Annotated in this window: 10 protein-coding genes; 7 read left to right on the forward strand and 3 right to left on the reverse strand. The window is 53.2% G+C overall.

Annotated features, from left to right (window positions below; all coding sequences use genetic code 11):
* Position 1: 1 nt before the first annotated feature.
* Positions 2-919 (reverse strand): ArsR/SmtB family transcription factor, encoded by a 918-nt coding sequence (locus K2F33_RS19890; protein WP_089547872.1) that lies wholly within the window; start codon positions 917-919, stop codon positions 2-4.
* Between the two features lie 121 nt (positions 920-1,040).
* Here K2F33_RS19890 and K2F33_RS19895 point away from each other — a divergent pair, with 121 nt between their 5' ends.
* The 5 genes from K2F33_RS19895 (at position 1,041) to K2F33_RS19915 (ending at position 6,583) form a co-directional block, all read left to right on the forward strand.
* Complete coding sequence (locus tag K2F33_RS19895) at positions 1,041-2,228, forward strand: MFS transporter (RefSeq protein WP_263878339.1); 1,188 nt, start codon at positions 1,041-1,043, stop codon at positions 2,226-2,228.
* Between the two features lie 117 nt (positions 2,229-2,345).
* A complete protein-coding gene (locus K2F33_RS19900; RefSeq protein WP_076171370.1) occupies positions 2,346-3,071 on the forward strand; it encodes a phosphonate ABC transporter ATP-binding protein in 726 nt (241 codons plus the stop codon).
* A 44-nt stretch (positions 3,072-3,115) separates the two neighbouring features.
* The gene (locus K2F33_RS19905) at positions 3,116-4,447 is read left to right on the forward strand and encodes an FG-GAP repeat domain-containing protein (protein ID WP_089547871.1); all 1,332 of its coding nucleotides are present in this window, start codon (positions 3,116-3,118) and stop codon (positions 4,445-4,447) included.
* Entirely contained in the window at positions 4,440-5,138 is a 699-nt protein-coding gene (locus K2F33_RS19910; RefSeq protein WP_076171376.1) for a response regulator transcription factor, read from the forward strand. Before K2F33_RS19905 ends, K2F33_RS19910 begins: the two co-directional genes overlap by 8 nt.
* On the forward strand, positions 5,135-6,583 hold the full coding sequence (locus K2F33_RS19915) for a sensor histidine kinase (RefSeq protein WP_263878340.1): 1,449 nt from the start codon (positions 5,135-5,137) through the stop codon (positions 6,581-6,583). Before K2F33_RS19910 ends, K2F33_RS19915 begins: the two co-directional genes overlap by 4 nt.
* A gap of 72 nt (positions 6,584-6,655) precedes the next feature.
* On the opposite strand, the gene K2F33_RS19920 is transcribed toward K2F33_RS19915, so the two are convergent.
* Positions 6,656-7,876, reverse strand: coding sequence for a glucose-1-phosphate adenylyltransferase (locus K2F33_RS19920; RefSeq protein ID WP_076171381.1), 1,221 nt, complete (start codon positions 7,874-7,876; stop codon positions 6,656-6,658).
* A gap of 196 nt (positions 7,877-8,072) precedes the next feature.
* On the opposite strand from K2F33_RS19920, the gene glgB reads away from it, so the two are divergent.
* The gene (gene glgB, locus K2F33_RS19925; protein ID WP_263882396.1) at positions 8,073-10,178 is read left to right on the forward strand and encodes a 1,4-alpha-glucan branching protein GlgB; all 2,106 of its coding nucleotides are present in this window, start codon (positions 8,073-8,075) and stop codon (positions 10,176-10,178) included.
* 12 nt (positions 10,179-10,190) lie between these two features.
* Positions 10,191-11,621 (forward strand): glycogen synthase GlgA, encoded by a 1,431-nt coding sequence (gene glgA / locus K2F33_RS19930; protein WP_263878341.1) that lies wholly within the window; start codon positions 10,191-10,193, stop codon positions 11,619-11,621.
* Positions 11,622-11,733: 112 nt separating this feature from the next.
* On the opposite strand, the gene K2F33_RS19935 is transcribed toward glgA, so the two are convergent.
* Positions 11,734-13,482 carry an alpha-glycosidase gene (locus K2F33_RS19935; protein ID WP_263878342.1) on the reverse strand — a complete coding sequence of 583 codons (1,749 nt, stop codon included), beginning with the start codon at positions 13,480-13,482 and terminating at the stop codon, positions 11,734-11,736.
* Positions 13,483-13,767 lie beyond the last annotated feature (285 nt).

Below are 13,767 nucleotides of genomic sequence, written 5' to 3' on the forward strand. Positions count from 1 at the left end.
CTTAAAGACGGATGTAGGACTCCAGAAACATCTGAAGCTCCGCTGCTCCGTCCGGACGAATGCTGAATTTCTCGGTGTTGTAGGAACCCAAATGGATGCGCAGCAGACCCGCTACCCTGAGGATCATCAAATGGTGCTTAAGCAGCTCCTGGGTCTGGTTCAGATCCCGCATCATATCGTCCAGGGAACGCGGCTTCTCCGCCGCATACCGCAGCAGGCGCAGCCGCTTCGGATCAGCCAGCGCATGCGTCATGCGCAGCAGGCAGGTCGGCGGCTCATCCTCCTGTTCTTCAGGGACGTCAACAGGATACTGGATCAGCATCATTTTCCGGTAAAAGCAGTAAGCGTTGATCGGGCGGTTGTGCACGGTCGGGAATAACACGATGGTTTCCAGCCCGGGAACATCTTCAACCACCAGTCCGCCGGAAGCGTACTCTACCAGGCTTTGAGGCTCCATCTTGGTCAGCAGCATGCGCTTCTCCTCCGCATCCTCTTCGATCAGCGGGATAATGGCGGGTTCCTCATGCTTGAAATAATGCTCATACCATAACTCGAGCAGCGGTGTATATGAATCACGAATTCGTTCAGCTTCCTTTACGGTTAAAGAAGGCAGGTAAGGGGAGGCGGCTTGGTACAGCACCTCTGCCGGCGTTTCATGCAGGCAATCCAAAAAGGCGCGGACGGTATCGCCGTTTGCGCGGTGAATCGCCCAGGCATACAGCACGTCGTAATCGTCGAATGGCCAAGCTGCGGCCGGGCCTAAGGCGGACGTCACTTCAGGTGGAAGCTTGCCGCTCACTTCACCGATCCATTCGGGCCCGATGTCGAGGTTGCGAATCCATTTCTTCGAAATGTACACCATAAAGCTGCTAAGCAGCTCGTAAATCGGTGAAACGTCAACCTTTACTTCATAGTTCATGAAACCAATAACCTCCTATGAAATCTGTGCGCTCATTCCATTATGGCTTGTTGATAGCAGGGTTGTCCACTATAATGTTCAGGGAGTTTGAACGGATTTGCACTCAAGGAGGATATTTTCATTGTCAACACAGAACGACAGCAATCGCGGATTATCTATTCATTACCTCATTCTGATCACCGTGATCGTTGCAGCAGGGCTCAGTCAGGGGCTGCTGCTGCCGGTCCTGTCCATATTTTTGGAGCAAATGGGCGTATCGTCTTCCGTCAACGGATTAAACGCAGCCGCCCTGTACGTCGGATCGTTCGCCATGACGCTTGTCGCCGAGCGGACGCTGGGCGCGCTTGGCTTTAAGAAGCTGGTGAGCGCCGGCCTCGTGCTCGTGCTCGTCTCCGTCATATTGTTTCCGCTTGTGCCGAGCGTGAAAGTGTGGTTTGTCTTAAGGCTGCTCGTCGGCATCGGAGACAGCGCCGTTCATTATGCTGCCCAATTATGGGTGCTTATGGTCACGCCGGCCGAATACCGGGGCCGAAACCTCTCGCTGTACGGCATGTCGTATGGCCTGGGATTCAGCTTCGGGCCGCTGGGTATCCAGCTCCTGAAGTATGGAAATGCGGTCCCCTTCATCGTGCTGGCGCTGCTGATGCTGCTCGTGCTTGTGCTGGTCTGGGCGAAGCTGCCCGATTTCCGCCCGGAGCGGACGGAAGGGGAGGCGCAGCCTCCGCGGCGCTTCCGCCGAAGCTATGCACTCGCCTGGTACGCCCTTCTACCCGCACTGCTGTACGGGTACATGGAAGCCGGGATTAACAGCAATTTTCCGGTCTACGGGCTACGAACAGGGATGGGCGAGTCCCAGATCGCGTTCCTGCTTCCGTTCATCGGCATCGGCGGATTGATTCTGCAGCTGCCGCTCGGCATGCTGAGCGACCGCTTCGGCCGCAAAAACGTGCTTATCGCCTGCGGCCTCATCGGCGGCGCCGCTTTTATGGCCGTGCCGCTGGCAGAAACGGCGACAGCCGGGCTCGTTCTGCTCCTGTGCGTGGCGGGGGGCATGGTCGGCTCGTTTTTTTCGCTGGGCCTGGCCTACGCGGCGGATATTCTCCCGAAGGCGCTGCTTCCCGCAGCGAATGTCGTCGCATCCTTTCATTTTAATATAGGCAGTATCGCCGGGCCGAACATCGGGGGGATCCTGATGCAGTATGGGTGGAACGGAGGCGTGTTCGTTGTGATGGGCCTCGCCTTCGCCTTATTCGGCGCCGTCGGGACCGCCTTTCGGACTTCGGGTGGACGCAGTCAGGAGCCGCTATAGAATAGTTTTTCCCAAAAGGTTCAATAATGTGCGAAAACTCTATATAATCGATATAATAGAAACGTATTGTTCAAAGCCAAGAAGAGATAGAGATCACAGGACAAGAGGAGAAATGTCATGATACGAATTCAGCATTTAACCAAGTCAGTCGGTGTGGACAGAATTCCGATACTCAAAGGGGTATCCCTTGATATCCAGAAGGGCGAGCTTATCGCCGTTGTCGGTGCCAGCGGAAGCGGCAAGAGCATGCTGCTGCGGTGCCTGGCACTGAAGGAAAAATGGGACGGAGGGACGTTTGTCATCGACGGCCAGGATGTGCTGAAGGAACCTCTCGGCGGAAAACGAAAAATTAGACGCGAATGGGCATACTTAGAGCAGAATCCCCAGCTCTATCCGAACCGGACCGGACTGAAGAACGTGCTGATCGGCCAAGCCAGTCAGACGCCGCTTTGGCGCATGGTGACGGGGATGGTCCGCTCGGACGATTATATGGGCGCGATGGACGTCATCGAGCAGATGGGTCTCTTGGATAAAGCCCGTATGAAGGCGGGCACGCTGAGCGGCGGTGAAAAGCAGCGCATCGCCATCGCAAGAGCTTTGGTTCATGGGGCCAAGGTTATTCTCGCCGATGAGCCGGTGGTCGGGCTTGACCCGAAATCGGCGGAAAGCGTCATGGAAACGCTGAAAAATCTGTGCGAGGAGGAGCGCGTCACCGTTATTTCCGTGCTTCCGATTGAGCTCGCCGAGAAATTTGCCACCCGTATCGTCGGGTTGTCTGGCGGGGAGGTCGCATTCGACATCCGCGGCCGCCGTCTGACGATGAGGGAAAAGAATATGATTTAGACTTTGCGCCCGCTTGCGGGCTTGGTATAGAAAAGAGTGATGCAATGCATTTGTTGAAGACAAACTGGATACGTGCTGCAGCTGCGGTCCTGCTGACGTTTGTGCTGGGCGGCTGCACGTTTATCAGCGACCCGGTCAGCTTGATGAAGACGCCGATGCTGTCTGCGGATAAAGAGACGCTGAGCTCGATCATCCACGCGCAGCTTCCCGATGGAGCGGATCTCATCCGCTCGAGGGAAGAAACCGACACCAACCTGATCCATTTCGTCGATCTGGACGGAGACAAGGTCAACGAGGCGGTCGTATTCTACGAAACGCCGGATCAGCAGGTGGTCATCCACTGCATGATTTTCAAGCTGGTCAACGGAACGTGGACGAAGGTAACATCTTTCGACGGAGAGGGCAGGGTACTGGAATCTCTTCAGTTCAAGGACCTGAACAATGACGGCAAACCGGATATTATCGCCGGATATTCCAGAAGGGACGAAAACCCTGTGAACCGTTTGTACGTCTATACGTACGCGGAGGGCAGCATCAAGAAAGACCTGATGCAGGATTACACCAATTTCGTCATTATGGACCTGAACGGGGATAAAAAGAACGACCTGACGATTATTAGCCTGAAGCAGAATGATCAGGCTTTTGTGGCGACATACCAGTATGAAGAAGGCAGCTATGTCGAAATTGACAAGCTGGATATGGATCCGTACGTTTCGAATTATTACAATATTGTCGCAGGTAATGTCTATAAGGATCCAGAAGGTAGAGCCAAGGAAGGCATTGTGATCGACACCTCGATCGGCGGGGGAGACGCCTCTTATTCCAACATCATCGTGATGGAGGACGGGAAGCTGAAGTCCGTGTTCGGAGGCAATCAGGACACCACATTCAAGGATCTGCCGGTCAAGAGCGGCGACGTGAACAATGACGGGATCATCGAAATCGGATCCGTAGAGCCGCCGATCGGCTGGAACTATTTCAAGCCCGATGAAATTCCGAACTTCTTCGTATATTCGCAGTGGGACGGCAAACAAGGACTAAAATTCGTCGCCGAGCAATATCGTGATTTACAGAACGGCTTCGAGCTGGGCTTCTTCCCGCCGGAGTGGCATAACAAGGTGACGGTGGACACCAAGTCAATCAAGAACCAGTATTTGCGCTTCGTGATGGTCGATACCGGCAAAACGGTGGCCGAGATCAAATTTTTCACCCTGGCCGAGTGGGATAAACAGCATGATGAATGGAAGTACCTGTACCGGACGAACGACAAGGTGATCGGCTACAAGAAATACGGGGACTTTGATATCGATAACAGCAAGAAGCAGCTGAAGAACGAGGTACCCCCGATTGAAAGGAAGGAAAAGATCAGTGAGTAAAGTTTTAATTTTGGAAGACGAGGATTCCATCCGCAGTTTTATTGTGATCAACTTGAAACGCAACGGCTTCGATGTGCTGGAGGCGGCAAACGGGAACGAGGCGCTCGATAAATTGACGTCCAATCCCGATATCGATATCGCACTGCTGGACGTTATGGTTCCGGGGATCGACGGTTTTGAGGTGTGCCGCCGCATCCGGGAAACGAACGAACGGATCGGTATTATCTTTTTGACAGCGAAAGTGCAGGAGCAGGACAAGGTGTACGCTCTGTCCGTCGGCGCGGACGACCATGTGAGCAAGCCGTTCAGTCCGACCGAACTAATCGCACGGATTCAATCGCTGCTGCGCCGGGTGAACGTTCACCGCGAAACGACGGCGAAGGTCAGCTTTCACTCTGGTCCATTCAGCCTGGACCTGATCTCCAAGCAGTTCAAGAAGAACGGGCATGCGATCGAACTGACGCCGACGGAATTTTCGCTGATCCAATTTTTCCTCGAAAAAGAAAATACGCCTCTCAGCAGGGACGTACTGCTCGATCATGTATGGGGCAAAGAATATATGGGCGATCCTAAGATCGTGGACGTGAATATCCGCCGTCTCCGCCAAAAAATCGAGGAGAATCCGTCGGACCCCGAGTTTTTACAGACCGTATGGGGCCACGGTTATAAATGGAAGGGTCAGGGACAATGATCAAGAAAGGCATACGCAGGCAGATTGTCCTGCACTACTTTATCGTAGTGTTCTCGGCGCTTCTGCTGGCGGAAGTCATTTTTTTATTAGCCATACGAACGTATTATTATGACAGCATTTATAGTCATATTAAAAACCATATCGACAATGTGGAGGATTATTATTACCAGCGGATCAACCCGGGGCTTGACGGGAACCGCGACCTGGCTTCCATGCTGACCTACTACGATCTGAACTCGGCCAATGTGCAAATTCTGGATACCCAGGGTAACGTGCTGATCAACTCTTCCGAGTTTCAGCCCGATATGTCTGTGAAGACGGCCGATATTTCCCAGGCGCTGTCCGGCAACGTCGGCCGTTGGGTCGGGCGTCAGGCCAGCACCGGCGAGAATGTCATGGCCGTGTCGAAGCTGGAGCAGAGCAGCGGGCAGGATGGCTATATCGTCCGTTATGTCACCTCGCTGGAAACGGTCAACGATAAATTGTTTAATCTAACCATGCTGGCCACGGGCGTAGGAGCGGCTGTACTCGCCATCGTGCTCGTATTCAGTATGGGTCTTGCCAACTCCATCGTGCAGCCGCTGAACACGATTACGGCCGTCTCCGCCGAGATGGCCCGCGGTAAGTTCAACCAGCGGATCAAGGGCGACTACAAGTACGAGCTTGGCGAGCTGGCATCCACGCTGAACTATATGGCCCAGGAGATCGTCCGGAGCAATCAGGTCAAGGACGATTTCATTTCGTCGATTTCGCACGAGCTGCGGACGCCGCTGACGAGTATTAAAGGGTGGAGCGAAACGATCAATTCGGGAGGCTATGATCCCGAGGAGACCCGGATCGGCATGGAGATCATTACAAAGGAGACCGAGCGCCTGATTGGCCTCGTTGAGGAAATCCTCGACTTCTCCAAACTGCAGCAGAATGAGATGAAGATTGCGATTGGCCGGGTCGACATCAAAGAGCTGCTCCAGGAAATCATGTTGAACCTGTGGACGAAGGCGGAGAGCAGGCAAATCGAGCTCCGGCTGAAGTCCGAGGACAGACCGCTCGTGGCCGGGGACGCGAACCGCTTGAAGCAGGTGTTCCTGAACCTGGTGGACAATGCGATCAAATTTTCGCATGAGCATTCGGCAATCGATCTGGTCGTGTACTTTGAAGGCGACAATGTCGTAACCGAAGTGAGGGATACGGGGATCGGGATCAGCGAGGATCACTTGGTCAAAGTGCGCGACCGGTTCTTTCAGGTGGATCCGCTCAACGGCGGCACCGGTCTTGGACTTGCCATCTCCCAGCAGCTGGTTGAGCTTCATAAAGGAATTTTGCTCATCCAGAGCACGTTAGGGGAGGGGACGACGATCGTCGTGTCCCTGCCTCGGCTGCCGGAGAATACCGTTCAAACGGACGGTGCACCCGAGCTGCCTCCCGTAGACGAGAAGCTTTCATGAAGTTCATACACATCAAAGAGCGAACTCCCGGAAAAAAAGGGGTTCGCTCTTTATATATTCACACATATTGTATTAAGAGGATAAGCCTTCGGCACGCAGGCGTCCGGTTTTCTCGTATACATCCTGCAGGAGTCGGGAAGGCTGGGTACGAATGCTTGGTTTCGGCATAACGGTTTCGTAAGGGCCGACTACCGTCACCTGACCCGGCGTTCCTTTGATGACCGCGCCGTCTTTAATGATCGCTCCTTCGCCAATAATGGCATGCTCGATTTGCACGTTGCGTCCGATCCGGACGTTCGGCATCACGACGCTGTCCTTAATCTCGGACATTTTGCCGACTTCTACACCACAGAACATCACGGATTGATGCGCTATCCCGTCCAATGTGCACGTTTCGGAGATCAGGCAGTTGGTCGCCATCACGCTGCGGTTCCGTGTCGATCCGAGCTTCGTACGCCAAGGACGGGTGTACATTGGCCATTCACTGTTATGCAGCTTCCAGTCCAGATCGTCGGACAGGAGGTCCATGTGTGCTTCCCAAAGGCTGGCAACAGTGCCGACATCTCTCCAATACCCGTCAAAGCGATACGCGAACAGTTCATCCTGATCCGCCAGCATCTTCGGAATAATATCCTTGCCGAAGTCATGGCTTGAGGCATCATTCGCGGCGTCCTCCATCAAATGTCTGCGGAGGTACTCCCATTCAAACAAATAGATGCCCATGGATGCCAGGTTACTTTCGGGTTCGGCCGGTTTCTCGGCAAAGTCCGAGATGCGCAGCGATTCGTCCACGCTCATGACCCCGAAACGGCTGGCTTCCTCCCAAGGCACCTCCATGACAGAGATGGTGGCTTTGGCGCCGTTCTTTTGATGAAATTGAAGCATTTGATTATAATCCATGTGGTAAATATGGTCACCGGACAAAACCAGTACATGTTCCGGCTGGTGACGGTCAATATATTCGATATTTTTATAAATGGCATCAGCAGTTCCCAAGTATTCCGAGGATCCTGTATTGTAAGAAGGCAGCAGGGTGATTCCGTCCTCTCCATTTTTTTGGAGGCCCCATGGTTCGCCTTCCCCGATATGCAGATGAAGCGATTCAGCCTCGTACTGCGTCAGCACACCGATGGTGTCAATGCCTGAGTTTACGCAGTTACTGAGAGGAAAATCGATAATACGGTAACGGCCGCCGAACGGAACAGCGGGCTTTGCCAGTTTCGATGTCAGAGGTGATAATCTGCGCCCTTCACCTCCGGCAAGCAACATGGCGATGCATTCTTTTCTCTTCATGTCGTTTCCTCCCATTCAAAATTGTAAATGTAGTACATAAATAAACGACTATCGCCCATCTGAAACGATTATATTGAAATATCACTGAAAAATTACAATTTTATCTTTCAGCGGTCATTTTTATTTTCATTTTGGCTACAATGGGGTAATGGTTTACATGCACTATATTCCTAAAGCAGGTGATCATTTGGAGAACATGAATAAGGCGCCGGGTCAGCCGCTGTCCGCGGAAGACATCTATTTGTTTCATGAAGGGACCTCCTATCACAGTCACAGGATGTTGGGCGCTCATCCTGCTGTGGAAGAAGGCGAGGAAGGCGTCCGGTTCACCGTCTGGGCGCCCCATGCCCAGGCTGTAGGCTTGGCGGCAGACTGGAACAACTGGAACGGAGAAAAGGATTCGTTATATAAGATACCCGATTCAGGTTTTTGGACTCGCTTTTTCCCCGGAATCCGTTCAGGTACTTTTTACAAATATGACATGACCGGACCTGGCGGAGAACGGTTTCTGAAGGCCGATCCTTATGCGTTTCAGTCGGAGCTGCGCCCGGCCACCGCATCAGTGGTCACGGATCTTGCCGGATATGTATGGAATGACGGCCCCTGGCGTAGAAAGAGAAAAGCACCTTACCGCAAGCCGCTGAACATATATGAGATCCATTTCGGTACGTGGCGGCAGAAAGAGGACGGGACTTTTTATACATACCGGGAAATGGCTGATCTTCTTATTCCTTATTTGAAGGAAATGCACTATACCCATGTCGAGTTTATGCCGCTTGCGGAGCATCCATACGATTTATCTTGGGGATATCAGGGAACGGGCTATTTCGCCGTGACGAGCCGCTATGGGACGCCACATGACTTTATGTATTTGGTCGACGCCCTGCACCAGGCCGATATCGGCGTTATCCTGGACTGGGTGCCATCCCATTTCGCCAAGGATGCCCACGGACTCCGCCGGTTTGACGGGACGCCGCTGTTTGAATACAGCGATGCCTATAAAGCAGAAAAACCCGGCTGGGGCACGCTCAGCTTTGACTTCGGCAAACCGGAGGTCCGCTCGTTTCTGATTTCCAACGCGTTGTTCTGGCTGGACGTGTTCCACATTGACGGGCTCCGGGTTGACGCGGTCACCAGCATGCTGCGGCTTGATTTCGAAAAGCAGGAAGGACAGTTCCAGCGCAACGAGAACGGTGGTCTCGAGAACACCGAGGCGATCGCTTTCCTGCAGCAGCTGAACACCGTGGTGTTCAGCTATTTCCCGAATACGCTGATGATGGCCGAAGAATCCAGCGCTTGGCCCGGGGTTACCGCATCCGTGCACGAAGGCGGGCTGGGCTTTAATTACAAATGGAACATGGGCTGGATGAACGACACGCTGGATTATGTGGAAACGCCGTTTGAACAGCGGCCCGGGCGGCATCATCTGCTGACATTCCCGATTGCTTATGCTTATTCTGAGAATTACGCGCTGCCTTTATCCCATGATGAAGTTGTTCACGGCAAAAAATCGCTGCTCAGCAAAATGCCAGGGGATTACGGGCAGAAGTTCGCCGGGCTTCGGCTGCTGCTTGGATACCAGATGACCCACCCAGGGAAAAAGCTGTTGTTCATGGGCGGGGAGTTTGGCCAATTTATCGAATGGAAGGACCAGGAGCAGCTTGACTGGCTGCTGCTGGATTACGAGAGCCACCGCAGTTTGCATCGGTATACCGCGGAATTAAACCGGCTGTATCTGAACGAACCGGCGCTGTGGGAGCGGGATCATGAGCTTGAAGGGTACCAATGGATCACGCCGCATGACAACACGCAAAGCGTCATTTCGTACCTCAGAAAAGGGAAGAAAGCCGGTGACACCCTTGTCGTCATTATTAATTTTCAACCGGTGCGGCGCGAGCATTACCGGATCGGGATTGCCAAGGCCGGCACGTACGTGCCCGTGTTCTGCAGCGAGGATTCCCAATATGGCGGAAGCGGCGAGTTTAACGCCGAACCCGTGCAGACGGAGAAGATTCCTTGGCATGAACAAACATGCAGTCTGGAATTAACGCTGCCGCCGCTCAGTATGCTGATATATAAAAGGGAGCAGCCTCGTACGAAAAAGGCGGTTCCGGGTAAAGAGAGTAAACCAAGCAAGCGAAGTGCCGCGTCAAAGTCCGGCAAATCCGGTGAAACCACCCGGGTGTCGGCGTCCAAAGCCAAGGAAGGGTTAAAGATGCCTACTGCAGAGACAAAGAAAAGATCGGGCAGAGGCACCGGAAGGAAACCGGTGACGGAAGACGGCCCGCGGATCAATGAATAGGAGGCAGGAGAGATGAAAGTCATATTTGCAGCAGCGGAATCGACACCGTTTATTAAAACAGGGGGACTTGCCGATGTCATCGGCGCCCTGCCCAAAGCGCTCAAACGAAGCGGCGCGGATGTGCAGGTCATTTTGCCCAAACATAAAGGGATACCACAGCAATTTAGGGATGAAATGCAGCATCTCACGGAAATCAAAGTGCCAGTCGGCTGGAGAAATCAATACTGCGGCATCGAAAAGCTCGTGTACGACGGCATTCCAATATATTTTCTCGATAACGAATACTATTTCGGACGGGATAGCGTGTACGGATACATGGACGACGGCGAACGCTTCGCCTTTTTCAACCGGGCTGTGCTTGAAGTGCTTCCGCTGATCGGTTCCGAGCCGGACGTGCTCCACTGCCATGACTGGCATACGGCGCTTATTCCGGTGTTGCTGCAGGCGCACTACCGCCATAACGAGTACTACCAGCACATCCGTACCGTGTTTACGATACATAATTTGCTGTACCAGGGAATTTACCCTTACGAGGTACTTGGCGAACTGCTGGAGCTGGGGCATCAATATTTTACGCCAGAAGGCCTTGAGTTTTACGGAAATGTCAACTTTATGAAAGGCGGGATCGTCTACGCCGATCACGTGACGACGGTAAGTCCGACCTACGCCAGGGAGATTCAGACGGCCCATTACGGATATGGGTTGGAAGGGCTGCTGTATTCGCTCGGTGACCGGCTGAGCGGGATCGTAAACGGAGTAGACACGAAGAGCTACAATCCCGCTAACGATACGAGCCTCTACGTAAAATACCGGTCGAACCTGACGAAAAAGAGGGAAAACAAAGCAGGGCTCCAGCAGGAGCTCGGCTTGCCGGTTAAACCGGACGTGCCGCTCATTGCAATGGTGACCCGGCTGGTGGAGTCCAAGGGACTGGATCTCGTGACGCGGGTGCTGGACGAAATGCTGGATCACGACGACTTCCAGTTCGTCTTGCTCGGCACGGGCGACTCCGCCTACGAGCATTGGTTCCGCGAAGCGGCAGGGCGGCATCCGGACAACATGTCGGCGCAGATTACGTTCAGCGACGCCCTGTCACGCAAAATATATGCAGGCAGCGACATGTTCCTCATGCCGTCGAAGTTCGAGCCATGCGGCATCAGCCAGCTGCTGGCGCTGCGGTACGGCAGCATCCCGATCGTTCGCGAGACCGGGGGGCTGAACGACACCGTGCAGTCTTACAACGAGTTTACGGGCGAGGGCAACGGTTTCAGCTTCACGGCGTTCAACGCCCACGACATGATGCATACGATCCGCCGAGCAGCAGCGTTTTACCAACAGCCGGAGCATTGGAGCAAAATCGTCAAGAATGCCTTTGCCGGGGATTACAGCTGGAACATGTCCGCCAAGGAGTATATGGACATTTATGAACGCGTCATCGTTTAAAGCAAACGGAGCTGGTCCAGGCCGGCTCCGTGGTCATATTCACAGCCGCTAAGAATCCATATGGAAAAAGCCTTCCGGAACTCCGGAAGGCTTTCGTTATGAAGAAACCGATTTATTTGGTGAGATTTCGGTACAAAATCCGGTACCCGTAAGGGTCCAGACTGACGTTCATCGTTCCGTTCTGTGTAGGCACATTGTCGCCCGATAAGGCGTCCTTCCAGTCATTCGTAACCATCGGGTGGGACAGCACTTGCGGCTTGTCAGTGTTGTTCATCCAGATGGTGAAATGAACCCGGCTGTCCATGCGCTCGTAAATAATGTTGGGATTGCCCGGTTCCGCCTTCAAAAAGCGGAAGCGGCCTTCGCGGAGCGCTTTGTTTTTTTTGCGCAGACCGATGAGCAGCTTGTAAAAATCGTACAGCTCGCGGTCCTGCTTCTTCGGATCCCACTCCATGCATTTACGGCAGTCCGGATCGCCGCCTCCGGTAAGGCCCACCTCATCGCCATAGAAGATGCATGGCGTCCCCATGAACGTGAACAGGAAGACGACCGCCAGCTTCATCCGGCGCTTGTCGTTGCCGACTCGTGTCAGGAGGCGCGGCGTATCATGGCTGCACAGCATGTTGAACACCACTTCGTTCGTCTGCTGCGGATAGCGCATCAGGATGGTGCCCATTTTGTTGGCGAACGTCAGTCCGTCCATGCCTCCGTTGAAAAACTCCAGCACCTTGTCGGCAAAAGGGTAGTTCATGACAGAGTCGAACTGGTCGCCCACCAGCCAGGCGAGGGAATCGCTCCACACTTCTCCGACGATATATGCGTCCGGATTGGCGTTTTTGACGACCATGCGGAAGTCCCGCCAAAAATGGTGGTCGACCTCGTTCGCCACGTCCAGCCTCCAGCCGTCCAGCTTGATTTCCTTAATCCAGTACTCGGCAACGTCCAGCAAATACTGCTTCACCTCGGGATTGGCCGTGTTGAACTTGGGCATATTGCCGAAGAAACCAAACGTGTCATACGTGGCGATCCCGTTCTCAACCCGAGCCGGAAACTGGTTGATATGAAACCAATCGGCGTATTTGGACTTTTCCCCATGCTTCAGGACGTCCTGGAACGGTGGAAACAGTTCGCTGCAGTGGTTGAACACGGCATCGAGCATGACGCGGATCCCTTTGCTGTGACAGGCTTCCACGACCTGCTTGAGCAGCTCGTTGTCCCCAAAATGCGGATCAACCTGCTTATAATCGACGATGTCGTATTTATGGTTCGACGGCGACGTGAACAAAGGTGTGAAATATATCGCATTAATGCCCAGATCGAGTAGGTCGTCCAAATGATCCAGGACGCCCTGCAGGTCGCCGCCGAAGAAATTGTCTGTTGTCGGCTGTCCTCCCCAAGGCTGTGTCCCTTTCGGATCATTGCTTGGATCCCCGTTCGCAAAACGTTCCGGCATAATTTGGTAAAAAATAGCATCCTTTGCCCAATCCGGCACCTTAAATACGTCGATCTCATGTATGTAAGAAAATTCGTAATAGCCGCCCGTCGGCGCCGGACAATTTCGGTACAGCCCGTTGTCGAGCAAGTAAATCGTTTCTTTGCCGGAAGTGATCCGGAACGCATAGCTAAGACGCTTGTATTTAGGCAGCACGGCAGCTTCCCAATAATCGAACATCTCGTCGGTCGCGGCTTTTTCCATCGTAATTTCAAAATAGGTCGAATCCCAGTCGTATTTGTCTCCGGTCATCGCAACCACCGTATCCACGTCGTTTCGTTTGGTGCGGACACGCAGATGTATCGTCTTCGGATCGTATGCATAGGCCCATTTGTCCCGGGGGACATGGTATAAAGCTTCCAGCAGCATGACTACACCTCCACTAAATATCTAGCTATTTAATACCTCATTCCCGGAATGATGAACCATGGCTGCCGCCTTAATCTGACGTTTCGGTGAACTTTTTGCGTAGGAGTCCCCATTGCGTGTAATTACATAATAAGAAGCTTTTCTTTCAAAGGGTGCAGGTTTTTGAAGGGATTTATGCATCGGATTAGGAAGGAGACGGGCTTTGAAACGGTAAATACATATTTATTCCGATAAAGAAGGGGAGGTGACTAAAAGAAACAATAGAACTGGGGATAAATGGTATTA

The organism is Paenibacillus sp. PSB04 (assembly GCF_025809195.1).
GTDB lineage: Bacteria > Bacillota > Bacilli > Paenibacillales > Paenibacillaceae > Paenibacillus_AQ > Paenibacillus_AQ favisporus.

What these genes read in the sequence shown, in the direction of transcription:
- K2F33_RS19890 (WP_089547872.1), bottom strand. Translation starts at nt 919, where the DNA reads ATGAACTATGAAGTAAAGGTTGACGTTTCACCGATTTACGAGCTGCTT.
- K2F33_RS19900 (WP_076171370.1), top strand. Translation starts at nt 2,346, where the DNA reads ATGATACGAATTCAGCATTTAACCAAGTCAGTCGGTGTGGACAGAATT.
- K2F33_RS19905 (WP_089547871.1), top strand. Translation starts at nt 3,116, where the DNA reads ATGCATTTGTTGAAGACAAACTGGATACGTGCTGCAGCTGCGGTCCTG.
- K2F33_RS19915 (WP_263878340.1), top strand. Translation starts at nt 5,135, where the DNA reads ATGATCAAGAAAGGCATACGCAGGCAGATTGTCCTGCACTACTTTATC.
- K2F33_RS19920 (WP_076171381.1), bottom strand. Translation starts at nt 7,876, where the DNA reads ATGAAGAGAAAAGAATGCATCGCCATGTTGCTTGCCGGAGGTGAAGGG.
- glgB (WP_263882396.1), top strand. Translation starts at nt 8,073, where the DNA reads ATGAATAAGGCGCCGGGTCAGCCGCTGTCCGCGGAAGACATCTATTTG.
- glgA (WP_263878341.1), top strand. Translation starts at nt 10,191, where the DNA reads ATGAAAGTCATATTTGCAGCAGCGGAATCGACACCGTTTATTAAAACA.
- K2F33_RS19935 (WP_263878342.1), bottom strand. Translation starts at nt 13,482, where the DNA reads ATGCTGCTGGAAGCTTTATACCATGTCCCCCGGGACAAATGGGCCTAT.